Origin of the sequence: Microbacterium endophyticum (assembly GCF_011047135.1) — a bacterium.
Lineage (GTDB): Bacteria > Actinomycetota > Actinomycetes > Actinomycetales > Microbacteriaceae > Microbacterium > Microbacterium endophyticum.
Genome location: NZ_CP049255.1, coordinates 1,998,404 through 2,022,484 on the forward strand (window position 1 = coordinate 1,998,404; position 24,081 = coordinate 2,022,484).

Consider the following 24,081-nt stretch of genomic DNA (forward strand, 5'->3'; position numbering starts at 1 on the left):
ATCTACTCGTGGCCCGCTATCCAAGACTCATGCCGACTGCCCCTCAGCTCGTGACTGCTGAGGTCGCGCGCACGGTGCGTCTTTCCCCGTCCTTTCAGCGCGTAACGCTCAGAGGGGGCACGCTCGACGACTTCGAGTGGGGCGGGTTTGATCACTGGTTCCGCCTCTTCATCCCGCCGAAGGTGGGGATGCCGCTTACCCTCCCGCCCGTCAACGGGCGGGTCTGGTGGAAGCCGTACCTCGCGATGCCAGACGAGTTACGCCCTCACTACAGCAACTACACGGTTTCTGACGTGCGCCGCGGAGAGAACGGATCCGAGATGGACATCGACGTCGTGCTCCACTGGGATCACGATGGAAATCTCGCGGGTGGTGTCGCGATTTGGGCTGCTACCGCAGCAACTGGATCGCCGGTGGGCTTCCTCGACCAGGGGCTGCTCTTTGATCGACCAGAGGATGCCACTGAGGTCCATGTCATCTCGGACGAAACCGGTCTGCCGGCTATTCGCGGCATCCTTCGTGACCTCGATGCCTCGGTGACGGGCACTGCGATCATTGAGGTCGCGGCATCCGGAGATGTCGAACAGCTTGCCGCCCCCGCGGGCGTTGAAGTCATCTGGATTCCTCGCGACGCGGCGCACGAGGTGCCGGGAGTCAGGGCGCTCGCCGCGCTTGCCGCGCGCCCCGCTCCGGACGCGGGTGCCTATGCGTTCATCGTGGGAGAGTCATCACTCGCGACGGAAGGCCGTCGAGTGCTTCACCGCGCTGGGCTCCCAAAGTCGCGAATCACGTTCTCCGGCTTCTGGAAGCACAGCCCTGTAGCTTCGTGACGCTCGGGCGCCAGCTCTCTAGCGGTAGTTGATGAACTGAAGGTCTACGTCAAGGTCAGCAGCCTTCAGCAGGCGGATGACTTCTTGCAGGTCGTCGCGACTCTTTGACTGCACGCGAAGCTCGTCGCCCTGAATCTGCGACTTGACAGCCTTCGGGCCTTCGTCGCGAATGAGTTTTCCGATCTTCTTCGCATTCTCCTGCGAGATACCGTCTTTCAAGGTCGACACGATGCGGTATTCGCGGCCGCTCGCGGCTGGTTCGCCAGACTCAAGGCTCTTCAGAGAGATGCCACGCTTGATCAGCTTGGTCTGGAAGACGTCGAGAACAGCCTTCGCGCGCTCTTCTGAGTTCGCCTTGATGAGGATCGTTTCGCCACTCCACTCGATGGAAGAATCGGTGCCTTTGAAGTCGTAGCGCTGCTCTACTTCTTTGCGAGCCTGGTTCAGGGCGTTGTCCGCCTCCTGGTGGTCGACCTTGGACACAATGTCAAACGAGGAATCAGCCATGGGGAGATTCTATCGGCGTCTGTGAGGCAGGCCCTGGCGACGAGGTCGAAAGGGTTCGTAAGATGAAGCGCATGCGTCCGCTGACCGAGGAAGAACTGCGCGCCTCGTTCGTCAACGCCGAAGACGACGACTTGCGCCTCCTATCTGTACCGCTCGATTTCCCGCTCACTGAGTGGGACCATCTCGATTTCCTGGCCTGGGAAGATCCGCGCGCACGCGGGCGTGCTTACGTCGTTGCAGAGCGCGACGGAACACCCACCGGCGTTGTCATGCGTGCTGCTGAAGGCAACTCTCGGGCACGCAACGCGATGTGCAATGTGTGCCATACGATGCAGCCTGGCAATCAGGTGGCGCTTTTCACAGCGCGTAAAGCCCGAACTTCGGATGACTCAACCGAAAGCGTCGGCACGTACATCTGCCGTGATCTGTCGTGCCACGAGAACGTGCGACTCGCCCATCCCCTCGCTCCGAGCGAAGTTCGCGGCAGCGTCGATCTCAAAATCGATGGCACAAAGCGGCGCGTTTACGCGTTCGTCGACAGGGTTGCGGCGAGCGGAGAGATGCCACAGTGAGAACGGCGGGTCGCGTCGTCATCATCGGAGATGCTCGTATCGAAGAGATCCGAGATGATCTCGGTGCGCGCGAATTCGTCGGCGGAGCAGCCCTCAACGTCGCGGTCGGGCTTGCTCGTCTCGGATTTCCCACGAGCCTCATCGCTATGGTCGGTGACGATAGCGACGGCGATCACATCCGCAGCTACCTCGACGACTACGGGGTTCGTCTGATCGCGACGACTGGCCGCCACGGCACGGTTCGAGTAGCGAGTGTGCGCTCACCGGGACACGAGCCGACCCGCGAATTCAACAGAGCGGCAAAGCACCGCGGCATCCAGTTCGGTGCTGTCGAAGCCCACGCGGTGGCCACAGCTGCTCAGACAATCGTGAGTTGTTTTCCTTTCGATGATGCTGCCCAGACACGGGCGCTCGCCAAAGCTCTCGAGGGGGCAGAAGGGCACGTGTGCATCGACCCCAACCCGAAAGGTGGGGTATTGCGTGATCGCGCCGAGTTCATCAGCGGCTTTGAGAGTGTCATCGCGAACGCAAGTCTCGTGAAGCTAGACGATGACGATGCCGCCGTGCTCTATGGCGCGTCGATCGCTGAACTTCGCGCGCGTCTGGTGCGCATGGGCGTTGACGCGGTGATGACGACGTCGGGCACAGCCGGCGCGATCGTGGGGGCCGGCGGTACCGTCGTGTCCGCGCCGATCTCAAAGATGCCCGGCCTCATCATCGACACAGTGGGAGCAGGGGATGCCGCACTGTCCTCGGTGATCGCATCATTGCTTTCACACTCGCCGCAAGACGCGTCACAGTGGCAAGAGGTGCTCGTTACTGCGATGGACGTGGCTGCGGCGACCTGTCGGTTTGAAGGTCCACTATTGCGTTTGCCGTCGGCGCTCTCAGGATTGGGTGTTGGGCGCTTCGGCAGCTGAACCCCGTGAAACCGCGGCCCACGGCGTGAGCGCGACGCGCGAGAGCATCTCGATTTCTGCCGAGCGCCTCGCGATAGTAATATTGGAGATCGCGCCTCCGGTCGACTGCAAAAGCTGGGCGGGTGCGCCTTGGCGAGTTACCCAAGTGGCCAAAGGGATCTGACTGTAAATCAGCCGTCGTAGACTTCGGGGGTTCGAATCCCTCACTCGCCACGTTGTGATGAGTCGCGACATAGGTCTCACCTGAGTCGCGACATGTGTCAGAAAGAGCCCGGCCATCGGCCGGGCTCTTTCATTTCGTTGCGCCAGTAGGCGCGTTGTGTGTTGATGGTGTTTGTTGCGATGATCTCGGCGGTGTCGAGGTGGATGATCGTGACGGTTGTTTCGTCGATGAGCGCGATGATGCGTTTGCCGCGGTGGGCTGTTCCGATGCCGAGGTGGTGCATTCGTCCGGCTCGGCGAAGGCTCATTTTGCCGTTGCTGCCGACGTGGTCGTAGCGGATTCTGAAGTGTCCTGCCCGTGGGGCTGTGGGGAGAGCTTTCGGGGATGCACGGTAGGTGGCCTCTGGTGTTGTTCTGTTGTTGCTTCGGTGGGGGCGCTGCTCGTTGTAGTGGTGTCGGAAGTGGTCGAGCTGGAGTTGTAGCTCATGCAGGGTGGTGGCTGGGGGTCTGGCTCCGAGCCATCGTTTGAGGGTTTGGTGGAAGCGTTCGATTTTGCCTTGGGTCTGCGGGTGGTTGGGTGTGCCGTTCTTTTGTTTCACTCCGAGTAGTGCGAGGAGGTATTCGAAGGCGTTGCGCCCGCCGCCGAATCGGGCTGTGTAGACGCGGCCGTTGTCGGTGAGTGTTGAGGCGGGGGTGCCGTGTTCGTCGGTTGCTGCGAGGAATGTGGTGACGACGTTGTCGCCGGTGACCGGGGTGTGGGCGGTGCAGGACAGGAGGTAGCGGGAGTGGTCGTCGAGCCAGTTCAGGATTTCGACGTCCTGGCCGTTTGCGAGGCGCCAGTGGGTGAAGTCTGATTGCCAGGTCTCGTTGGGTTGGGCTGCTTCGAAGCGGATGTAGGACGATTTCGGTCGTTTGCGGGGTTCGGGAGTGATCAACCCGGCGGTGTGCAGGATGCGTCTGATCGTGGATGTCGATGGCGGTGTGTGTTGCTCGTGTTCGAGGTGCCAGGCGATCGTGACAGGGCCGGCATCGAGTCCTTGGGTTGTGAGTTCCGCCCGAAGGGTGATGATCCGGGCGCGAACTTGTTCCGGTGTGGCGGACGCGTTCGTCTTCGGTCGCCGTGAGCGTGGCTCGACCGCGTCCAGTCCACCGTCACGGTAACGAGCGAGTAGCCGATGCAAATGTCGACGGGAGATCCCGTACTCGATCGCCGCGTCGGTGACGGTGAGCTGGCCCGCGATGATCTTCAAAACAACAACCCGATGCTTCGACATACATCGGACTGTGACGCATGACGCGACTCACCAAGGACCTATCACCTGTGACCTATGTCGTGAACCCAGACACCTCACTCGCCACGTTGTGAAGAAAAGGCCCCGCATTGCGGGGCCTTTTTCGCGTTCCGGATGCGCTCGCCGTCTGAGACGTGTGGAGTATTCCGAGATATTCACAGAAGCACTGTGGCGTGCACAGCTCTCGGTGCCACGTGACAGGATGGGCGAGCGAGTTCAGGCTCGCCGAAGGGAGCTCGTCATGACCACGCCAGAACCTCAACCGTCCGCTGATAATGCGTCCGATTCACCGCTTTTGCGAGTGGCGATTTGGGTCGCGATCGGTGCGCTCATCGCCGCAGCACTTGTCTGTGTCGTGTGGGTACTCGTGGGGGAGTCGAACGGCCTCGTTGGCCGAGCTTTCCTGACGATTGTGCTTCTCACGGGTTTCGCAGGGATCGCAATTTTGGAAGTGCACCTGGCGGAGCGTCGGCCCCTTTGGTTCTCGTTGTTGAGTATGGGGAGCTGGATTCTCGCTCTTCTCATCGGTGCATTCCTCACCTGGATGCCGGAGAGTTCCTACTTCTTCGGGTCGAGCTCGTTGCGCGTCTTCTCGTTCTTCCTGATCGTGCTGATCTTGCAACTCGCGTTGCTGCACATTCGCCTCTATAGCCGCGCGTACCAGCGATACCGCATGACGTTCACGACAGTGATCAGCTACATCACGATGGGCCTTGTCGCGGTTCTCGCCGTCTTGTTGGTCTTGCCGCTGATGCTGAGCGAGTGGGTCGATTTCCACAGTCTTTACTGGCGGATCGTCGTGGCAGTTGCAATTCTCGGGGCAGTGGGTACGGCTCTCGTTCCACTGGTCAACGTACTGTTTGCGCCGAAGAAGCCAAAGCATCCGGCGGCTCCCTTCGGGGGAGCATCGCCCTCATGGACGCATGCTGCAGCACAGGCCACGCAGCACGCAGCGCCGACACAGTCATGGCCGACATATGTCGATGGATTCACGCCACTGCCCGTCATGGTGGATGGCACGCCTGACTGGAACGCTTATTACACGGGATATCCGAGTCCTGGAGCGATCGATCCTCGGGTGGAAACATGGGTTCCGCCAAAGGATGATGCCCCGGCCACAGGAGCAGCGCCAGAAAGCCGCGCGGGATACGAAGGATTTCCGCCGCCGCCGCCGCTTCCGCCTCGCGACTAGTTGCGGCTGGGTCGAGTGTGTCGCAGGCGCGCGAGTAGCGTGGGGAGCGTGAACGTGAGTGAACTACTTCCCATGGCCGTCGGCATCGCGCGAGAAGCGGGAGCGCTCGCGGCGCGGCGCCGCAGTCAGGGCGTTGCGATTGCCGCCACCAAATCGGCGGTCGCCGACATCGTGACGGAAGCGGACCGTGAGGTCGAAAGTCTCATTCGCGACCGCTTGAAAGCGCAGCGGCCCAACGATGGATTCCTCGGCGAGGAGTCCGGCTCGGCGGGTGAAACCACAGGTCTCACGTGGGTAGTCGACCCGATCGACGGCACGGTGAACTACGCCTACGGCATCCCCTCGTACGCAGTGAGCATCGCCGCGGTTTCAGGATCGTCCAATCCCGAAACCTGGGTGAACGAAATCGGAGTCGTTTTCAACCCGATGTCTGGCGAATTGTTCCACGCCACACGCGGAGGAGGCGCGTGGTTGGGCGAGACTCGTTTGCAGATGAGCCCCGAGCCAACTGAAGCGGGCGCACTACTTGCCACGGGCTTCGGATATGACCCGGCCACCCATGCGGCAGCGCTTGCTCTTCTGGCACGGGTGATGCCGCTGGCGCGAGACATCCGCCGCATTGGAGCTGCCTCTCTCGACCTTGCTTTTGTCGCGGCGGGACGGCTAGATGCGTATTACGAGCGCGGTCTGCACCCGTGGGATCACGCGGCGGGCGCACTTTTGGTGTCGGAGGCAGGTGGTCGTGTGGGCGGTGCGCCCAGTGGTCGGCCGGGGCGCGACATGACAATTGCCGCGGGGAGTGCGTTCTACGATCGCCTCGCGGCTGCAATCGAAAGTTGACGCCCTACATGGCATTCTCAGACTGAAGACGCTATCGTTTACCAAGTCGTTATCTTTCGAGCGAGCCTTGACGCCCGTTGCGGAAGATGAGTAATGACCAAGATCTTTGTTCCGAACGTTTAACCGTCGTGCCCGACGACGAGACCCGAGAGCCTACTGCCCGTTGACTTCTGATCTTCCCTTGAGCGCCTCCGCTCGCACACGTCGTTCCGCCCGTGTTTCTCAGACTGATGCTGAGTTGCACGTAGCGAGTGAACGCGGTGAGATCTCGTCTTCGTCTGATTCTGCGCCCTCCCTAGAGATCGCGCAGTCAGGGTTGACAAGGCGGCAGTTGCGCGCTATGCAAATCAATTCGTCGGTGCAGGTTCCGACGGTTGTCGCGGTATCTGTCGCAGACGAGGGTTTGACCAGCAATACCGTTACGGAAGCCGATCCGGAGTGGCTGGCGGTACCGCTCACGCCCAATGTCGATAGGGCCGAGTCTTCGAGTGCGTCGGTCGCAGATGACTCCGAGGTTGACGAGTTCGCCGCTGCTGCGAAGCTTTTTTCGTTCACGGGAGAGCTTCCCATCCAGGTCGCGGCAGCTGCGATGGCCACTGATGCACGCTCAGATGGCGATCCGCAAACGTCGGTCCGCCGAGGCTGGGGGCGGTTCCGCGGAACCGCAGTAAAGCGCGCCACGACGACGTCGCTCTCGATCAGTATCGTCGGCGTCGTCGGACTTCTCGCTGTGGGCATGACAACACCAGCGCAGGCATTGAGCGCTGCGTCGGCGAGCTCGAGCACGACGAGTCTTGTGGCAGGCGGTGATGTCCTCGGTGAGAGCGGCGAGATCCAGGCTTATGTCGCGCCCGCGGATGTTGAGAACGCGGCGATCAGTCGCTCGGATTACTCGACGGGAAGTATCGCCGCAACCGCCGCGGAACTCGGCATCACTCAGCCGACAGACTTCTACGTGAATGATCCGGATGCGGCAATTCAATGGCCGTTCGCTGTCGGTGTCTCAATCAGCTACGGCTTTGGGATGCGCAGCGGTGGATTCCACGAGGGCGCTGACTTCGTCCCAGGCGCTGGAGCGCACGTTCAGGCGATTGCGGCCGGCACCGTGCGCATCGCGACGGAGAGCGGTGGCGCATACGGTGTCACAGTCGTCATTGATCATGAGATTGATGGACAGCTTGTTTCGACGCGCTACGGACACATGCAGTACGGTTCGCTGCAAGTGAGCGTTGGTGACGTAGTCGAAGCTGGCCAGTTCATCGGGCAGACCGGCAACACCGGACACTCGTTCGGCGCGCACACGCACGTTGAGGTGCTGATGAACGGTGTTACTCCCATCGACCCGATTGCGTGGCTAGAAGCCAATGCCGGACGTGACAGCCTCGGCTGATCTTCGTCCTCGATTCAGCGAGTTGCCGTTGCTCTGGTATTCTCTTTGAGTTGCCCGGAGAGATCCGGGAATGCCCCGATAGCTCAGTGGTAGAGCACTTCCATGGTAAGGAAGGGGTCGTCAGTTCAATCCTGACTCGGGGCTCGCATCATCTTCTTTCACGGTGGATGCAGTGCGGCAGGGTAGCTCAGTTGGTGAGAGCGCACGACTCATAATCGTGAGGTCGAGAGTTCGAATCTCTCTCCTGCTACCGAAGTGGTAATAGTCGAGACGGCATATCGAAATCGGTGTTTCTTCTCACAAAAAGCGTTGATGTTTTGCATCAACGCTTTTTTCGTGCCTGATTGGCTTGAGCTCCGGTCATTAGGCAGGTTATGTGCTCTAGTCGACAATTTGTGCGTGCTGTCTCTTCGTCGATGCCCTCACTTGATTCACTGAACGCGGCGCGCTCCTCGAATGGAGAAGAGCGAGCCTGACGACAGATGGAGATGAGTACAGCTATGGCGCGCGATACGAAGACAACCTGGCTCGAATTCTCCAGGAAGCAAGAAACGCTGGCGCAGCTCATCGTCTTCACGCTGCTCAATATCGGCATGACGGTGCTGCAGCTGATTTTGATGCCTTTGATCAAATGGTTGTTCGGCATGACCGAACTCGTCAGCATGGGATTCCAGGCGTTTCCCGTGGGCACTGATGGCTATTACATATTCGACTACGCAGCCGGGTCCTTGCCTGATGGCGGTGGGGGATTGGCCTACTTTCTTGCGGTGCAGATCACCCTTGCTATCGCTCAAGTGTTGAACTTCTTCGCGCAGCGCAACATCACTTTCAAATCGAACAGCAATCCGTGGTGGGCGGCGCTCTGGTACGCGCTGGCCTACGTGGTCATCACCTTCGGGGCGGCAGCACTCCAAGGCTTCTACAAAGCTCCGATCTATGAGTTGTTGATCTCCACCCGGGGGATGGGGGATGCCGGCGAAGCAAGCGCCGACGTCGTCACGATGCTGATCAACGCGCTGATCTCGGCAGCGGTGTTCTTCCCGATCTTCAAGATCATCTTTCGACGCGAGGATGATGCCGTCGACACGCCCGAACTGACGGCATCAAACGACCTCGTTTCGTCTCGATAAGCCGCATGATTACGGGGAAGTAGTGTGCTGGCTGCAGTCGTGATTGTTCCCGATGCTGGTGTGGTTTGAAGTTGGGTCAGGGATGGGTTAAGCTATTCAAGTTGCCCCGGTGATGAGCTGAAAAGCCGGTCACGGAGCATCAAATCTTCCTCTTAAAAGCGCTGATACGTCATGCTCTTTTTCCAGATTTCATCTGAAAAAAGCCAGCTTGACAAGCGCCGGAAAGAGAATAAGATAGAGAAGTTGCCCTGCGTGGAAGGCCGAGAGGCTGGAAAGTGGGAGCATCCGATCCTTGAGAACTCAACAGCGTGCACTTGTCAAATGCCAAATAACCTCTATCTCGTTTCGGCGAGATGAGATTCCTTTGGATCAAAAATCCAGTCTTCGGGCTGGTAACGGATTGTCAGTAATGACATCCTTTTGGTCAGTTCAAACTCGCTGCTTCGACCTTTTTCCGGTTGTTGTATGCAATTTTCTTTTACGGAGAGTTTGATCCTGGCTCAGGATGAACGCTGGCGGCGTGCTTAACACATGCAAGTCGAACGGTGAAGGTGGAGCTTGCTCTGCTGGATCAGTGGCGAACGGGTGAGTAACACGTGAGCAATCTGCCCCTGACTCTGGGATAAGCGCTGGAAACGGCGTCTAATACCGGATATGAACTGCGAAGGCATCTTCAGTAGTTGGAAAGAATTTCGGTCAGGGATGAGCTCGCGGCCTATCAGCTTGTTGGTGAGGTAATGGCTCACCAAGGCGTCGACGGGTAGCCGGCCTGAGAGGGTGACCGGCCACACTGGGACTGAGACACGGCCCAGACTCCTACGGGAGGCAGCAGTGGGGAATATTGCACAATGGGCGCAAGCCTGATGCAGCAACGCCGCGTGAGGGACGACGGCCTTCGGGTTGTAAACCTCTTTTAGCAAGGAAGAAGCGAAAGTGACGGTACTTGCAGAAAAAGCGCCGGCTAACTACGTGCCAGCAGCCGCGGTAATACGTAGGGCGCAAGCGTTATCCGGAATTATTGGGCGTAAAGAGCTCGTAGGCGGTTTGTCGCGTCTGCTGTGAAAACTGGAGGCTCAACCTCCAGCCTGCAGTGGGTACGGGCAGACTAGAGTGCGGTAGGGGAGATTGGAATTCCTGGTGTAGCGGTGGAATGCGCAGATATCAGGAGGAACACCGATGGCGAAGGCAGATCTCTGGGCCGTAACTGACGCTGAGGAGCGAAAGGGTGGGGAGCAAACAGGCTTAGATACCCTGGTAGTCCACCCCGTAAACGTTGGGAACTAGTTGTGGGGTCCATTCCACGGATTCCGTGACGCAGCTAACGCATTAAGTTCCCCGCCTGGGGAGTACGGCCGCAAGGCTAAAACTCAAAGGAATTGACGGGGACCCGCACAAGCGGCGGAGCATGCGGATTAATTCGATGCAACGCGAAGAACCTTACCAAGGCTTGACATATACGAGAACGCTGCAGAAATGTAGTTCTCTTTGGACACTCGTAAACAGGTGGTGCATGGTTGTCGTCAGCTCGTGTCGTGAGATGTTGGGTTAAGTCCCGCAACGAGCGCAACCCTCGTTCTATGTTGCCAGCACGTAATGGTGGGAACTCATGGGATACTGCCGGGGTCAACTCGGAGGAAGGTGGGGATGACGTCAAATCATCATGCCCCTTATGTCTTGGGCTTCACGCATGCTACAATGGCCGGTACAAAGGGCTGCAATACCGTAAGGTGGAGCGAATCCCAAAAAGCCGGTCCCAGTTCGGATTGAGGTCTGCAACTCGACCTCATGAAGTCGGAGTCGCTAGTAATCGCAGATCAGCAACGCTGCGGTGAATACGTTCCCGGGTCTTGTACACACCGCCCGTCAAGTCATGAAAGTCGGTAATGCCTGAAGCCGGTGGCCCAACCCTTGTGGAGGGAGCCGTCGAAGGTAGGATCGGTAATTAGGACTAAGTCGTAACAAGGTAGCCGTACCGGAAGGTGCGGCTGGATCACCTCCTTTCTAAGGAGCACTTGGAGGTCTTCGGGCCTTCCAGAGCCAGATTCGAGGCATACGTTCTCGACTGGTAGCTCATGGGTGGAACATTTGACAGGGTGTCGCGGGATTGATCTGGAGTTGAGTACGCCGTTTACGGTTGGAAAGGCGATGGTGATTGATTGTGGCACTTGCACGCTGTTGGGTCCTGAGGGACCGGATGATTTCTTCGGGAATCGACGGACTTCAGGGCCTTTTTTGGCGGCCGGTGACGGCACGCGGGAAAGGTACCGCCCGTACTTTGAGAACTACACAGTGGACGCGAGCATCTTAGAGACGATCTTCGGATCGTTTCACAAAGATGATCTTTATAGATCATTAGTCAATTTCATCTAGATTTTTCTAGACCGATTTCGACGAAACTCATGTGATTTCAAGTCTTTAAGAGCAAACGGTGGATGCCTTGGCATCTGGAGCCGAAGAAGGACGTAGCAATCTGCGATAAGCCTCGGGGAGTGGATAAGCACACTGTGATCCGAGGGTGTCCGAATGGGGAAACCCCGCTGGGCGGCGTGCCGACCTAGTGACTCCCGCCTGAATATATAGGGCGGGTAGAGGGAACGTGGGGAAGTGAAACATCTCAGTACCCACAGGAAGAGAAAGCAACCGCGATTCCGTTAGTAGTGGCGAGCGAAACCGGAACAGGCTAAACCGAGTACGTGTGATATCCGGCAGGAGTTGCGTATTCGGGGTTGTGGGACTTTTCATGTTGCTCTGCCGAGCAGCGAGCGTGACAAGTGAGTATAGACGAATGGTATTGAAAGGCCAATCATAGAGGGTGCAAATCCCGTAGTCGAAATGCTTATTCTTGGCGCGAAGAGTATCCCAAGTATCACGGGGCCCGAGAAATCCCGTGTGAATCTGTCAGGACCACCTGATAAGCCTAAATACTCCCAGATGACCGATAGCGGACAAGTACCGTGAGGGAAAGGTGAAAAGTACCCCGGGAGGGGAGTGAAATAGTACCTGAAACCGTTTGCTTACAAACCGTTGGAGCAGCCTTAGTAGCTGTGACAGCGTGCCTTTTGAAGAATGAGCCTGCGAGTTAGCGATACGTGGCGAGGTTAACCCGAGTGGGGTAGCCGTAGCGAAAGCGAGTCTGAATAGGGCGATTCAGTCGCGTGTCCTAGACCCGAAGCGAAGTGATCTATCCATGGCCAGGTTGAAGCGACGGTAAGACGTCGTGGAGGACCGAACCCACTTAGGTTGAAAACTGAGGGGATGAGCTGTGGATAGGGGTGAAAGGCCAATCAAACTTCGTGATAGCTGGTTCTCTCCGAAATGCATTTAGGTGCAGCGTTGCGTGTTTCTTGCCGGAGGTAGAGCTACTGGATGGCCGATGGGCCCTACAAGGTTACTGACGTCAGCCAAACTCCGAATGCCGGTAAGTGAGAGCGCAGCAGTGAGACTGTGGGGGATAAGCTTCATAGTCGAGAGGGAAACAACCCAGACCACCAACTAAGGTCCCTAAGCGCGTGCTAAGTGGGAAAGGATGTGGAGTTGCTTTGACAACCAGGAGGTTGGCTTAGAAGCAGCCACCCTTGAAAGAGTGCGTAATAGCTCACTGGTCAAGTGATTCCGCGCCGACAATGTAACGGGGCTCAAGCACGCCACCGAAGTTGTGGCATTGATATTTTTGGTAGGCCTTCGTGGTCCAGCCGTATTGATGGGTAGGAGAGCGTCGTGTGGCCAGCGAAGCGGCGGTGTGAACCAGCCGTGGAGGCTACACGAGTGAGAATGCAGGCATGAGTAGCGAAAGACGTGTGAGAAACACGTCCTCCGAAAGACCAAGGGTTCCAGGGTCAAGCTAATCTGCCCTGGGTAAGTCGGGACCTAAGGCGAGGCCGACAGGCGTAGTCGATGGACAACGGGTTGATATTCCCGTACCGGCGAAGAACCGCCCAAGCTAATCCAGTGGTGCTAAATGCCCGAATTCCTTTGATTGATCCCTTCGGGGTGAGACGTTGGAGCTAGCGCATGACCCCATGCTGGTGCGGTTAGCGTATTAACAGGTGTGACGCAGGAAGGTAGCCCAAGCCAGGCGATGGTAGTCCTGGTGCAAGTGCGTAGGCCGAGTGATAGGCAAATCCGTCACTCATGAAGGCTGAGACACGATGCGGATAAAAAGTGGGTGATCCTATGCTGCCAAGAAAAGCATCGACGCGAGGTTCAAGCCGCCCGTACCCTAAACCGACTCAGGTGGTCAGGTAGAGAATACCAAGGAGATCGAGAGAATCGTGGTTAAGGAACTCGGCAAAATGCCCCCGTAACTTCGGGAGAAGGGGGGCCTTCGACGTATTAGGACTTGCTCCGAAAGCGTTTGGAGGCCGCAGAGACTAGTGGGTAGCGACTGTTTACTAAAAACACAGGTCCGTGCTAAGTCGCAAGACGATGTATACGGACTGACGCCTGCCCGGTGCTGGAAGGTTAAGAGGAAGGGTCAGCGTAAGCGAAGCTCAGAATTTAAGCCCCAGTAAACGGCGGTGGTAACTATAACCATCCTAAGGTAGCGAAATTCCTTGTCGGGTAAGTTCCGACCTGCACGAATGGCGTAACGACTTCCCAACTGTCTCAACCGCGAACTCGGCGAAATTGCATTACGAGTAAAGATGCTCGTTACGCGCAGCAGGACGGAAAGACCCCGTGACCTTTACTACAGCTTGGTATTGGTGTTCGGTGTGGCTTGTGTAGGATAGGTGGGAGACTTTGAAGCAGGGACGCTAGTTCATGTGGAGTCATTGTTGAAATACCACTCTGGTCACTCTGGATATCTAACTTCGAACCGTAATCCGGTTCAGGGACAGTGCCTGGTGGGTAGTTTAACTGGGGCGGTTGCCTCCCAAAAAGTAACGGAGGCGCCCAAAGGTTCCCTCAATCTGGTTGGCAATCAGATGGCGAGTGTAAGTGCACAAGGGAGCTTGACTGTGAGACTGACAGGTCGAGCAGGGACGAAAGTCGGGACTAGTGATCCGGCAGTGGCTTGTGGAAGCGCTGTCGCTCAACGGATAAAAGGTACCTCGGGGATAACAGGCTGATCTTGCCCAAGAGTCCATATCGACGGCATGGTTTGGCACCTCGATGTCGGCTCGTCGCATCCTGGGGCTGGAGTAGGTCCCAAGGGTTGGGCTGTTCGCCCATTAAAGCGGTACGCGAGCTGGGTTTAGAACGTCGTGAGACAGTTCGGTCCCTATCCGCTGCGCGCGTAGGAAATTTGAGAGGATCTGACCCTAGTACGAGAGGACCGGGTTGGACGAACCTCTGGTGTGTCAGTTGTTCCGCCAGGAGCACCGCTGATTAGCTACGTTCGGGATGGATAACCGCTGAAAGCATCTAAGCGGGAAGCCGGCCTCAAGATGAGATTTCCATACCTTCGGGTGAGAGGCTCCCAGCCAGACTACTGGGTTGATAGGCCGGGTGTGTAAGCGTGGCAACACGTGTAGCTGACCGGTACTAATAAGCCGATGACTTGATAACACATAACCTCTTTGAAGGTGTGCGCGTCCACTGAGTGGTTCTCGATGTACGGTCGAGAACCGCATGAACAACACACATATGCTGTGTTGTGCCTGCATGAAAGTTGCAGGAACTCATGCTTTTGAACGATTGAAACATCAATAGTGTTTCGGCGGCCATAGCGAGAGGGAAACGCCCGGTCACATTCCGAACCCGGAAGCTAAGCCTCTCAGCGCCGATGGTACTGCAGGGGGGACCCTGTGGGAGAGTAGGACACCGCCGGACTTCTTTTAAGAAAAGGGCCACCCAACGCTGGGTGGCCCTTTTCGCATTTACGCAGTAACTTTTGCAAGGAGTAACAATGGCCGAGGAGCACAACGAGTCGCAGGATCGCGACCGATCGCGCCGTGAGCGCCCAGATCGAGGCTCCTCAAGGCCTAACTCCCGTGATCCGCGCTCTGGCGGAAACAACGGTGGCGAGTCGTCACGTTCGCCGCGCTCGAGCGAGCCGCGTCGCGATGGTGATCGTCCGCAGCGTCGTGATGGTGACCGCCCGTACCGTCCGTCGGGTGACCGACCGAACCGTGATGGTGATCGGCCGCGCCGTGATGGCGACCGCCCCTATCGCCCCAGCGGTGACCGGCCGTACCGTCCCTCGGGTGATCGCCCGAACCGTGACGGTGATCGTCCACAGCGTCGTGATGGTGACCGACCGTACCGTCCCTCGGGTGATCGCCCGAACCGTGACGGTGATCGGCCGCAGCGTCGAGATGGCGACCGGCCGTATCGCCCCAGTGGTGACCGGCCGTACCGTCCCTCCGGTGATCGTCCCAATCGTGATGGTGACCGGCCGTACCGTCCCTCCGGTGATCGTCCCAATCGTGATGGTGACCGGCCGTACCGTCCTTCCGGTGATCGCCCGAACCGTGACGGTGATCGTCCCCAGCGTCGAGACGGTGACCGGCCATACCGCCCGTCCGGAGATCGCCCGCAGCGTCGTGATGGCGACCGCCCATACCGTCCGAGTGGTGATCGGCCTTATCGGCCCTCCGGCGACCGACCGAACCGTGATGGGGATCGGGCACGCCGTGATGGCGATCGTCCCTACCGTCCGTCCGGAGATCGCCCGAACCGTGATGGCGACCGTTCCTCCCGTCCCAGCGCCGACCGCCCGTATCGAGATGACCGTCCGCGGCGGGATGATCGAGCTCCACGAGAGTCAGGATTCGTGCCGGATGACCGCGCGGATAGCGAGCGCGCGCCTGAACTGCCTGACGATCTCACTGCATACGATCTGAACGGCCCTGCTCGCAACGAGCTAAAAACACTGAGCAAGGAGAACGCAGATAACGTCGCTCGGCATCTTGCGATGGCCGCTCGTGTTCTGGGCGAAGATCCGGCGCTTGCGCATCAGCACGCGCTCGCGGCCGTTCGCCGGGCAGGTCGGGTCGCTGTCGTTCGGGAGACCGCGGCAATCACTGCATACGCCGTTGGTGACTTCGCGCTTGCGCTTCGTGAATTGCGCACATATCGACGCATTTCTGGTCGTGACGATCAGATCGCGCTCATGGTCGACAGTGAGCGTGGCGTGGGAAAGCCTGATCGCGCGCTCGAACTAGGACGCAGTGTTGACCGCTCGACCCTCTCGACAGAGAGCCGCGTCGAACTCGCAATTGCGATGTCGGGCGCACGCCTTGACCTCGGGGAGCCGGATCGGGCGCTGCAAGAGCTCGAGATTCCTGAGCTCGACCCTGACCGCGCCTTCGAGTGGAGCGCAGGGTTGTTCGCAGCTCGTGCGACCGTGCTCGAAGAGCTCGGACGCGATGATGAAGCAGCACAGTGGCACGCGCGAGCTGTAATCGCCGCGGACGCTATCGAGTCCGCACACGGGGCTGGGACGGACGAGGTGCTCGAGATCGAAGAACTCGATGGGGACACCGAGGCGAGCGATGACGAGGCCGAAGTAGAGGCGGGCGAGACCGAGGACAAACAGAGCTAATGTCGCTTTTCGGTGCCAAAATTGGCCCCTCACCGCTAGAGGACGTCGATGTCGTCCTCGCCGATCTCGATGGCGTGGTCTACGCCGGGGCGGGAGCTCTTCCGCATGCTGTCGACAGCCTCACTAAAGCCAGCCAAACGCGTCGTCTCGGATTCATCACGAACAACGCTTCGCGAACCGACGCGAGTGTCGCAGCTCATTTGCGTGATCTCGGGCTGGCCAGCGTGCAGCCAACGGACGTGGTGACGAGCCCGCAGGCCGCGGTTCGTTTGTTGGCGGGCGTCGTTCCCGCGGGTGCAAAGGTGATGGTGGTCGGTGGCGAGGGGTTGGTCGTCGAGCTCGAAAAAGCGGGGTTCGTAGTTACGCGCAGCGCCGATGACAGTCCTTCGGCTGTTATTCAGGGCTTCACCCCGGACATCGGCTGGAAAGACCTCGCCGAAGCGGCCTACGCGCTCGCTCTTCCGGAAGAAGAAGGCGGCATCCCGTGGATAGCGACGAATACTGACTGGACGATACCGCAGGCACGTGGCATCGCGCCGGGTAATGGAACCCTCGTCTCCGCGGTCCACACCGCTGTTGGCCGCCTTGCGACAGTTGCGGGTAAGCCGGAGCGGCCGATCTTCGACGAGGCCGTCACTAGATTCGAAGCGCGGCATCCGCTTTTTATCGGCGACCGTCTCGATACCGACATCGCTGGTGCGTGCCGCGCCGGTATGGACTCGGTGCTGGTGCTCACTGGTATTGATCGGCCGAAGCATGTACTTGCGGCACCTGCTGATTCGCGACCCACTTATATCTTGGGCGACCTGCGTGAGCTGCATGAGCCCTATCCGAAGACCCGCATCAAGGGGGCCGTCACGACCGTCGGAAATGCTTCAGTACGCATCGACGGAATTGATCTCGTCATCGAAGCGGCGGGGGATCGGCCCATCGACCTGGTTCGCGCGGCATCTGCCGCTATCTGGAACTCGGGACGCGCGATCTTTGGATTCCGTGTGCCAGAAGCGCTCTACGCGGATCCGTTTTTTCGGCCGTAACGGCAGCAGCACGTCAGCCCTCGTTCGGAGTCAGGCTGTCTGTGCCTCGTGTTTGCCCTCGCCAACTTCTGCGATGAGCTTTGCATTGAACAGCGAGGGTTATCCCTCGACAGTCTCGAAAGAGGAAGCGAGATTCGCAATCCCCTGCGCGCATTCTGCGCACAGACTGGAGACGTGAACAATTCAAATACGTCGAATTCAGCCGCGCCACGTGCGCGCCGCGGTGCGCAGCACATTTTCACAGTCATTGGAACCGAGAAAATGGCGGCATCCCTCGTGCGCGTTCATCTTGGCGGAGACGATGCTTTCAACGCTTTTGTCGCGGGCGCAGATCCGGTGAAGCTCGCCGCAGCCGACACCTACGTCAAGCTGCTCTTTGCCCGACCCGAACTCGGGCTTACGCCGCCCTACGACCTCGATGCACTGCGCGCAGAGCTCTCGTTTGCCGACATGCCTGTCCGCCGCACCTATACCCTGCGAGGAATCAACTACCAGGACCGTACGCTCGCCATCGACTTTGTCTTACACGGTGAGGAAGGAGTGGCAGGTCCGTGGGCGGCACAAGCGATTCCTGGCGATATGCTCGTGCTCTCTGGACCGGGCGGCCAGTACACGCCGAGCACGACCGGCGAGACCTTTTATCTCTATATTGGCGATGACTCCGCTATCCCGGCGATCGCTGCAGCCCTTGAACTGCTCCCCGCGTCGGCCAGAGGACTGGCACTGATCGAAGTGGAGGATTCTACGGGTGAATTGCCGATGAGTAGACCCGATGATGTCGATCTTCGTTGGATACATCGAGCGAATGAGACCGATCAGGCAGCGTATGGAGCGCGGCTCGCCGCAGAGGTGGCGAGCCTTGCTCCACGCTCGAATCGAGTCGAAGTTTTTGCTCACGGTGAGCGTGAGGCAATGAAAGCTATTCGGGCCACCCTGCAGGAAGATTGGGGCATTGATCGCCGCGCAATGTCGCTTTCGGCCTATTGGGCCTTCGGGCGCTCGGAAGATGGCTTCCAAGCCGAAAAGCGGGAGCCGATCGGGCAGATCTTCGCGAGCTAAGCCCGGCGGGTGATCTCGCAGGGTTGGCCCTGAGGCATACCAGCGGGGGTATATTAGCCGCATGGCTACGACAGAAATTACCCTCGACAGTCTCGAACCCACGATCGTCGACAACGACATCGTCCTCCTTGATTTTTGGGCAGCATGGTGCGGCCCGTGCCGTTCGTTCGCGCCCGTATTCGAGGAATCTTCAGAAACTCACGAGGACATCGTTTTCGGCAAGATCGATACCGAGGCGCAACAGGAGCTCGCCGCTCAGTTCCAGATCACGTCAATTCCGACACTGATGGCTTTTCGCGAGAACGTCCTCGTCTTCGCTCAGCCGGGAGCCCTTCCCGCACCGCAACTCGAACAGCTCATCACCGCTGTCCGGGGACTGGACATGGACGATGTGCGCGCACAGATCGCCGCTAAAGCCGAGCCGCAGGGCGACCAGGCATGAGTACACCAGACGACGACGCGCAGCGCCGCGTCGTGAATCGCTTGCGTCGCGCGCGCGGTCAGCTGGATGCGGTGATTGCGGCCGTCGAAAGCGAGAAGTCGTGCCGCGACGTCGTCACTCAGCTCGCTGCGGTATCGAGCGCGCTTGATCGCGCGGGTTTTGCAATTGTGGCTTCGGCGATGAAGGACTGCGTCGCAGATCCGGCCGATCGGTCCGAAGGAGACATGACGACGGAGGAGCTGGAAAAGCTTTTTCTCATGCTCGCTTGACTCGCCTGCAACTCCACAGCTGGGATTAGTGTGGGGACGGCAGAGTGTGCAAGGCCTCGAGCGAAGAGAGACGGCATGACGACGACGCCCCCTGGCTGGTACGACGACGGCAACGGCTCGGCGCGCTGGTGGGACGGCTCGCAGTGGACTCAGCAAACGCAGGCGCTTGAGGTGCAGCCACAGGCGCATGAAGTATGGGCGAACGACGGTGCGACGATTCCGCCGCGACCGCCATTGCCTGATATGGACGCGGGAACAGCTTTGGGCTTTGCCGTGGCCGACGGTACTGAACCTCCGTCCCAACCTCCGGCGAAATCGAAGCTGTGGATCTTGTTCGTCGCGGTCGGAGCGGTGCTTGTAGCGCTTATCGTGCTGGCCGCAGTCTTCATTCCGATGGCGATTCGAGCGGTTATCGGTGGGCAGGCTTACTCTCCTGAAGGAGAGCAAGAGACGGCGGGAGTCGCTGTCGTGGAACTTTACGATCAGGCGTGGCGCGAGGTCGATTGCGAAAAGTTCGAAGCTGCGACGACCGAGACATTCCGCGACAGCACGGGGCTCACCGACTGCGATCTGTTCAACGACCAGGCCGGATATTTCGCGCAATCGACAGAGGATTACGCCGTCACCGTGACGAGCGTCGTCGCTACGGCGGACAACATCACGGTTGAAACGACTGAGTCCTACTTTGCCTACATCGATTCGATGGGCGAAGAGGTCGATGAGCCCATCTCCTACAGCGACCACTACGTTTACACCCTTGTCGCAGAAGGCTCCGGGTGGGCGATCGCATCCGCTGACGTGAGCTGAGCCGGTGCCCAGCCGGTAAATGCCGCCGGTCAGCCGCGAGTAGGGTATTCGAGTGACTGACGCTCCTGTTCGTGCTGCGCGCACGCCTGCATTCATCATCACTTGCATCGCAACCGGACTGCTCGCTGGTTTGCTGTCGGGTCTCTTCGGCGTCGGCGGTGGCACTGTCATCGTGCCGCTTCTGGTGCTGTTTTTGAAGTTCGATCAGCGACTTGCAGCGGGTACATCGCTCGCCGCGATTGTGCCGACCGCAACGGTCGGCGTGATTTCTTACGCGGTGCATGACTCAGTCGCATGGGTTCCGGCGCTCATCCTGGCTGCCGGCGCCGTCGTGGGTGCACAGATCGGCACCTGGCTGCTCCCGCGCGTATCGCAGGTAGCCCTGCGCTGGGCGTTCGTCGGCTTCCTGGCTGTCGTCATCGTGAGCTTGTTCATCATCATTCCGTCTCGTGATGCCGAGCTTGTGTTGACAGTGGGAACCATTTTTGGCCTCATCGCTCTCGGCGTGATCACCGGAATCGTTGCCGGGCTCATCGGAGTTGGTGGAGGTGTGATCGTCGTTCCGGCGCTCATGCTTCTGTTTGGTACGAGTGACCTGATCGCCAAGGGCACGTCATTGCTCATGATGATTCCGACCGCTATCTCCGGAACGATCGGAAACGCACGACGCCGGAACGTTGACCTCCTCGCTGCAATTTTGGTCGGAGTCGCCGCCTGCACAACGACCGCCGTCGGTGCATGGCTTGCGACCCTCATGACGCCGACGGTTGCCAACGTGTTGTTCGCCGCTTTCTTGATCTTCATTGCGAGTCAGATGGCTTACAAAGCTATTCGCGCGGGCAAGAAGAAGAGCTGACGGCATCCTGATCGGGCCACATGCGCTCGATAGGATGGTGTGGTGCCAGTGAACCCTGAGCTCGTCGGCCGAGTATTTCCGTCGACAGCCCCCTACCTCGTCGGGCGAGAGAAAGTGCGGGAATTTTCGCGCGCCGTCTTCGCCACAGATCCCCAGCACTTCGAGCCGGAGGCTGCGAGAGCTCTCGGCTATGCCGATGTCGTCGCGCCCCCGACTTTCGCGATGGTCATCCAGGACCTGACTTTGCAGATCCTGTTGGCAGAACCTGACTCGGGCATCGCGCTCGAGCGAACGATTCATGCTGAGCAGCGGTTTCGTTACTCACGCCCGATCGTCGCCGGAGACGAACTGAGCGCGAGCCTTGCCGTGACCGGGGTACGTGCGATCGGAAAAGGCGCCATGGTGACGAGCGAGGCGGAAGTGACGGATGCCGAGGGTGCTCACGTCGTAACCGCCATCTCGATTCTGCTCATCGGGGGCGAAGACGCATGAGTATCGAAAAAGGCTCCCTCGAGCTCGAAGTGGGACAGATCGTCGCGGAACGCCAGGTGCATCTGACGCGAGAAGACCTCGTGCGCTATGCCGGAGCATCCGGAGATTTCAACCCCATTCACTTTCGTGACGACGTCGCGGCACGTGTTGGACTGCCGGGAGTACTCGCTCACGGGATGCTGACGATGGGCCTCGCCGTCGAGACTGTCGTACCGTGGGTGGGCGACGCGGGCCGCATAGTCGAGTACGGCGTGCGGTTCACGCGCCCGGTCGTCGTCGACGCGGACGCGGGGGCCGACGTGAGCGTCACGGCAACCGTTGGCGCAGTCGACGACAGCATCGCGCGCATCGATCTGACTGTGCGTAGCGCTGATGTGACGGTGCTGGGCAAAGCCCAGGTGCGCGTCCGGTTGGTGTGACGATGCCGGAAATCGAGCCGATTCCGCTCGCTCAACTCACCACGCTGCACACCGGCGGAACCCCTGCGCGCATGATTGACGCACACACTCGCGAAGAGCTCGTTTCTGCTCTGCGAGACGTGTGGGAGTCGGGTGACGCGTGGTTTGTCGTCGGCGGAGGATCGAATCTCTTCGTCGGAGACGAAGCTTTTGACGGCACCGTCATCCGAGTACTCACGTCGGGGATCGAAGAGCTGCCTTCCGCGCGTGACGGTCGTGTGCGCCTGAAAGTTGAGGCGGGTCATGGCTGGGATGACTTTGTCGCCACTACCGTCGAGCGCGGTCTCGCGGGTGTTGAGGCACTGTCAGGAATTCCAGGGACAGTCGGCGCCGCTCCGGTGCAGAACATTGGCGCGTATGGTCAGGAGATCGTGCAGACGCTTGTCGAGGTTGATCTGATCGACGAATCAACAGGCGATATCGAGACCGTCCTGGCATCAGACCTCGCGTTGGGTTTCCGTACGTCGGTGCTGAAAAACCACTACGGCTCTGTTCCGAAGCGACCGGCGGTGGTGCTGTCGGCAACCTTCGATCTCGTTGTGGTCGGTAGCGGAGAGGCACGCGTGAGCGGCGAGCAACTTCGGGGTGCCTTGGGCATCGAGGCTGAGGCATCCGTCACCCTTCAGTGGGTCCGCGAGCAGGTGCTGTCTACGAGGAGCCGTAAGGGGATGGTGCTCGACGCCGATGACCCTGACACGTACAGCGCGGGATCTTTTTTCCAGAACGCGATCGTGTCGGAGTCGTTTGCCCGTTCCCTGCCGGACGCTTGTCCGCGGTGGCCACTGACCAATGACCTTGAATCGGTTACCGTGATCCCGCTTGACCGCTTTGACGGAGTCGTGCAGCCTCCTGCGCCGCGGCAAACGATGGTGAAAGTGAGCTCAGCGTGGCTCATTGAGAACTCGGGCTTCGCGAAGGGCTTTAAGCTACCTCGTTCGCGCGCCGGGCTGTCGACGAAGCATGCGCTTGCGCTCACAAATCGTGGCGGTGCGTCGGCCGCTGAGCTCGCTGAACTCGCTCGCTACATCGTGGGACGCGTGCAATCCGAATATGGTCTCATTCTGCAGCCCGAGCCCGTTTTGGTGGGCGTCGAACTGTAGAACGAGGCTGGACCCTACGCTCGGAAGAGGTCTTGCAGGCGGCGGATACCCTCGAGGAGCTGCTCGTCGCTCAGTGCGTACGACAACCGGAGGTATCCGCTGGGGCCGAAAGCTTCGCCGGGCACCGCTGCAACTTCGGCCTGTTCGAGGATGAAGTCTGCGAGCTCGAGCGATGTCGTCGGTGTGACACCGCGCCACGTCTTACCAAGTAGGCCGCGTACATCAGGGTAGACGTAGAAAGCTCCGAGCGGTGTCGGAACAGTGACCCCTTCGATCTTCGAAAGCTCATCGACGATCAAGCGGCGGCGCCGGTCGAATGCCGTGCGGAACTGTTCGGCTTCATCTTGTGGCCCGGTGAGGGCCGCAAGCGCTGCACGCTGCGCAATGTTGTTGACGTTGCTCGACAGGTGCGACTGCAGGTTGCCCGCAACCTTGATCGCGTCTGTGGGGCCGACCATCCACCCCACGCGCCATCCGGTCATCGCGTACGTTTTGGCGACCCCGTTGACAAGGATTGTCTGACCGGCAAGCTCTGGTACCGCTTCGACGATCGAAACAGCGCGCGCACCCTCGTAAACCAGGTTCTGGTAGATCTCGTCTGAGATCACCCAGATGCCGTGTGCAAGTGCCCATTCGCCGATCGCGCGTGTTTCATCGGGCGTGTAGACAGAACCCGTGGGGTTCGATGGTGAAACAAAGACGAGTACCGTCGTGCGTTCAGTGCGGGCAGCTTCAAGCTGGTCGACTGTGACCTTGTACTCCTGATCAGCGCCGGCGAACACCTGCACCGGAACGCCGTCGGCGAGAGCAATGGCCTCTGGGTAGGTGGTCCAGTACGGTGCGGGGAGCAGTACCTCGTCGCCGGGGTTTACGACCGCTTGGAACGCCTGGTAAACGGCCTGCTTGCCGCCGTTGGTCACGATGACCTGGCTGGGTTCGACCGCGAGACCCGAGTCGCGCTGCGTCTTTTCTGCGATGGCTTCGCGGAGCACCGGAAGACCGACGCCCGGTGTGTAGCGAAAGTTTGCGGGGTTCTTGAGCGCGTCAGCTGCGGCATCCACGATGAACTGCGGTGTTGCGAAATCGGGCTCACCCGCGGCATAGCTAATGACCGGTCGACCCGCGGCCTGGAGGGCCTTGGCCTTCGCATCGACCTTGAGAGTCGCCGATTCGGCGATGGCGGATAGCTTGCGGGAGAGAGGCGCGCGTTCGGTCACGCCTAAAGCGTAGTAGGCGAGAC

Annotated in this window: 21 protein-coding genes, 3 tRNA genes and 3 rRNA genes; 24 read left to right on the forward strand and 3 right to left on the reverse strand. The window is 59.4% G+C overall.

The window, feature by feature from the left end:
* Positions 1-29 precede the first annotated feature (29 nt).
* Positions 30-830 (forward strand): siderophore-interacting protein, encoded by an 801-nt coding sequence (locus G6N83_RS09335; RefSeq protein WP_208380031.1) that lies wholly within the window; start codon positions 30-32, stop codon positions 828-830.
* 18 nt (positions 831-848) lie between these two features.
* Here G6N83_RS09335 and G6N83_RS09340 read toward each other — a convergent pair whose 3' ends face one another.
* Positions 849-1,337 (reverse strand): YajQ family cyclic di-GMP-binding protein, encoded by a 489-nt coding sequence (locus G6N83_RS09340; RefSeq protein ID WP_165141458.1) that lies wholly within the window; start codon positions 1,335-1,337, stop codon positions 849-851.
* Between the two features lie 71 nt (positions 1,338-1,408).
* On the opposite strand from G6N83_RS09340, the gene G6N83_RS09345 reads away from it, so the two are divergent.
* The 3 genes from G6N83_RS09345 to G6N83_RS09355 all read left to right on the forward strand — a co-directional run bounded on the left by G6N83_RS09345 (position 1,409) and on the right by G6N83_RS09355 (position 3,042).
* Positions 1,409-1,909 carry an FBP domain-containing protein gene (locus tag G6N83_RS09345; protein ID WP_165143356.1) on the forward strand — a complete coding sequence of 167 codons (501 nt, stop codon included), beginning with the start codon at positions 1,409-1,411 and terminating at the stop codon, positions 1,907-1,909.
* Positions 1,906-2,829 (forward strand): carbohydrate kinase family protein, encoded by a 924-nt coding sequence (locus G6N83_RS09350; RefSeq protein ID WP_165141460.1) that lies wholly within the window; start codon positions 1,906-1,908, stop codon positions 2,827-2,829. The genes G6N83_RS09345 and G6N83_RS09350 overlap by 4 nt, the downstream gene beginning before the upstream one ends.
* 131 nt (positions 2,830-2,960) lie before the next feature.
* Positions 2,961-3,042, forward strand: a tRNA-Tyr gene (locus G6N83_RS09355).
* A gap of 47 nt (positions 3,043-3,089) precedes the next feature.
* Here G6N83_RS09355 and G6N83_RS09360 read toward each other — a convergent pair.
* Entirely contained in the window at positions 3,090-4,265 is a 1,176-nt protein-coding gene (locus tag G6N83_RS09360; protein WP_165141304.1) for an IS481 family transposase, read from the reverse strand.
* 259 nt (positions 4,266-4,524) lie between these two features.
* Between G6N83_RS09360 and G6N83_RS09365 the strand changes: the two genes are divergently transcribed.
* From G6N83_RS09365 to G6N83_RS09455, 20 genes are all read left to right on the forward strand, one after another.
* Positions 4,525-5,475, forward strand: a complete 951-nt coding sequence (locus G6N83_RS09365; RefSeq protein ID WP_165141462.1) for a hypothetical protein — start codon at positions 4,525-4,527, stop codon at positions 5,473-5,475.
* A gap of 48 nt (positions 5,476-5,523) precedes the next feature.
* The gene (locus tag G6N83_RS09370; RefSeq protein WP_165141464.1) at positions 5,524-6,315 is read left to right on the forward strand and encodes an inositol monophosphatase family protein; all 792 of its coding nucleotides are present in this window, start codon (positions 5,524-5,526) and stop codon (positions 6,313-6,315) included.
* Positions 6,316-6,655: 340 nt separating this feature from the next.
* Entirely contained in the window at positions 6,656-7,705 is a 1,050-nt protein-coding gene (locus G6N83_RS09375; protein ID WP_165141466.1) for a M23 family metallopeptidase, read from the forward strand.
* 72 nt (positions 7,706-7,777) lie between these two features.
* Positions 7,778-7,849 (forward strand) — tRNA-Thr (locus tag G6N83_RS09380).
* 32 nt (positions 7,850-7,881) lie between these two features.
* A tRNA-Met gene (locus G6N83_RS09385) sits at positions 7,882-7,955 on the forward strand.
* Between the two features lie 250 nt (positions 7,956-8,205).
* Positions 8,206-8,835 carry a hypothetical protein gene (locus G6N83_RS09390; protein WP_165141468.1) on the forward strand — a complete coding sequence of 210 codons (630 nt, stop codon included), beginning with the start codon at positions 8,206-8,208 and terminating at the stop codon, positions 8,833-8,835.
* 477 nt (positions 8,836-9,312) lie between these two features.
* Positions 9,313-10,836, forward strand: a 16S ribosomal RNA gene (locus G6N83_RS09395).
* 404 nt (positions 10,837-11,240) lie between these two features.
* Positions 11,241-14,343: ribosomal RNA gene (locus G6N83_RS09400) — 23S ribosomal RNA — on the forward strand.
* Positions 14,344-14,490: 147 nt separating this feature from the next.
* Positions 14,491-14,607, forward strand: a 5S ribosomal RNA gene (gene rrf / locus G6N83_RS09405).
* The 16S, 23S and 5S rRNA genes sit together here, the layout of an rRNA operon.
* A gap of 233 nt (positions 14,608-14,840) precedes the next feature.
* Positions 14,841-15,620 (forward strand): hypothetical protein, encoded by a 780-nt coding sequence (locus G6N83_RS13785; protein WP_183408464.1) that lies wholly within the window; start codon positions 14,841-14,843, stop codon positions 15,618-15,620.
* A 71-nt stretch (positions 15,621-15,691) separates the two neighbouring features.
* Positions 15,692-16,321, forward strand: a complete 630-nt coding sequence (locus G6N83_RS13790; protein WP_241246163.1) for a hypothetical protein — start codon at positions 15,692-15,694, stop codon at positions 16,319-16,321.
* Entirely contained in the window at positions 16,321-17,358 is a 1,038-nt protein-coding gene (locus G6N83_RS09415) for an HAD-IIA family hydrolase (protein ID WP_165141470.1), read from the forward strand. The genes G6N83_RS13790 and G6N83_RS09415 overlap by 1 nt, the downstream gene beginning before the upstream one ends.
* A gap of 174 nt (positions 17,359-17,532) precedes the next feature.
* A complete protein-coding gene (locus G6N83_RS09420) occupies positions 17,533-18,417 on the forward strand; it encodes a siderophore-interacting protein (RefSeq protein ID WP_241246164.1) in 885 nt (294 codons plus the stop codon).
* A 61-nt stretch (positions 18,418-18,478) separates the two neighbouring features.
* Entirely contained in the window at positions 18,479-18,859 is a 381-nt protein-coding gene (gene trxA, locus G6N83_RS09425) for a thioredoxin (protein ID WP_165141472.1), read from the forward strand.
* Positions 18,856-19,128 carry a metal-sensitive transcriptional regulator gene (locus G6N83_RS09430; protein ID WP_165141474.1) on the forward strand — a complete coding sequence of 91 codons (273 nt, stop codon included), beginning with the start codon at positions 18,856-18,858 and terminating at the stop codon, positions 19,126-19,128. The genes trxA and G6N83_RS09430 overlap by 4 nt, the downstream gene beginning before the upstream one ends.
* Before the next feature lie 75 nt (positions 19,129-19,203).
* Positions 19,204-19,935: a DUF2510 domain-containing protein gene (locus G6N83_RS09435; protein WP_165141476.1), complete on the forward strand. Its 732-nt coding sequence runs from the start codon at positions 19,204-19,206 to the stop codon at positions 19,933-19,935.
* 52 nt (positions 19,936-19,987) lie between these two features.
* Positions 19,988-20,791, forward strand: a complete 804-nt coding sequence (locus G6N83_RS09440) for a sulfite exporter TauE/SafE family protein (RefSeq protein WP_165141478.1) — start codon at positions 19,988-19,990, stop codon at positions 20,789-20,791.
* 42 nt (positions 20,792-20,833) lie between these two features.
* The gene (locus G6N83_RS09445; protein WP_165141480.1) at positions 20,834-21,283 is read left to right on the forward strand and encodes an FAS1-like dehydratase domain-containing protein; all 450 of its coding nucleotides are present in this window, start codon (positions 20,834-20,836) and stop codon (positions 21,281-21,283) included.
* Positions 21,280-21,702 (forward strand): MaoC/PaaZ C-terminal domain-containing protein, encoded by a 423-nt coding sequence (locus G6N83_RS09450; RefSeq protein WP_165141482.1) that lies wholly within the window; start codon positions 21,280-21,282, stop codon positions 21,700-21,702. The genes G6N83_RS09445 and G6N83_RS09450 overlap by 4 nt, the downstream gene beginning before the upstream one ends.
* A gap of 2 nt (positions 21,703-21,704) precedes the next feature.
* Positions 21,705-22,841, forward strand: a complete 1,137-nt coding sequence (locus tag G6N83_RS09455) for a UDP-N-acetylmuramate dehydrogenase (RefSeq protein WP_165141484.1) — start codon at positions 21,705-21,707, stop codon at positions 22,839-22,841.
* 14 nt (positions 22,842-22,855) lie between these two features.
* Here the strand turns inward: G6N83_RS09455 and G6N83_RS09460 are convergent, their stop codons facing one another.
* A complete protein-coding gene (locus G6N83_RS09460) occupies positions 22,856-24,058 on the reverse strand; it encodes a pyridoxal phosphate-dependent aminotransferase (RefSeq protein WP_165141486.1) in 1,203 nt (400 codons plus the stop codon).
* Positions 24,059-24,081 lie beyond the last annotated feature (23 nt).

Coding starts and splice junctions, on each gene's coding strand:
- G6N83_RS09345 (WP_165143356.1), top strand. CDS start 1,409: ATGCGTCCGCTGACCGAGGAAGAACTGCGCGCCTCGTTCGTCAACGCC.
- G6N83_RS09415 (WP_165141470.1), top strand. CDS start 16,321: ATGTCGCTTTTCGGTGCCAAAATTGGCCCCTCACCGCTAGAGGACGTC.
- G6N83_RS09375 (WP_165141466.1), top strand. CDS start 6,656: ATGCAAATCAATTCGTCGGTGCAGGTTCCGACGGTTGTCGCGGTATCT.
- G6N83_RS09455 (WP_165141484.1), top strand. CDS start 21,705: ATGCCGGAAATCGAGCCGATTCCGCTCGCTCAACTCACCACGCTGCAC.
- G6N83_RS09335 (WP_208380031.1), top strand. CDS start 30: ATGCCGACTGCCCCTCAGCTCGTGACTGCTGAGGTCGCGCGCACGGTG.
- G6N83_RS09390 (WP_165141468.1), top strand. CDS start 8,206: ATGGCGCGCGATACGAAGACAACCTGGCTCGAATTCTCCAGGAAGCAA.
- G6N83_RS09450 (WP_165141482.1), top strand. CDS start 21,280: ATGAGTATCGAAAAAGGCTCCCTCGAGCTCGAAGTGGGACAGATCGTC.
- G6N83_RS09360 (WP_165141304.1), bottom strand. CDS start 4,265: ATGTCGAAGCATCGGGTTGTTGTTTTGAAGATCATCGCGGGCCAGCTC.
- G6N83_RS09435 (WP_165141476.1), top strand. CDS start 19,204: ATGACGACGACGCCCCCTGGCTGGTACGACGACGGCAACGGCTCGGCG.
- G6N83_RS13785 (WP_183408464.1), top strand. CDS start 14,841: ATGGTGATCGTCCGCAGCGTCGTGATGGTGACCGCCCGTACCGTCCGT.
- trxA (WP_165141472.1), top strand. CDS start 18,479: ATGGCTACGACAGAAATTACCCTCGACAGTCTCGAACCCACGATCGTC.
- G6N83_RS09365 (WP_165141462.1), top strand. CDS start 4,525: ATGACCACGCCAGAACCTCAACCGTCCGCTGATAATGCGTCCGATTCA.
- G6N83_RS09340 (WP_165141458.1), bottom strand. CDS start 1,337: ATGGCTGATTCCTCGTTTGACATTGTGTCCAAGGTCGACCACCAGGAG.
- G6N83_RS09430 (WP_165141474.1), top strand. CDS start 18,856: ATGAGTACACCAGACGACGACGCGCAGCGCCGCGTCGTGAATCGCTTG.
- G6N83_RS13790 (WP_241246163.1), top strand. CDS start 15,692: ATGGCCGCTCGTGTTCTGGGCGAAGATCCGGCGCTTGCGCATCAGCAC.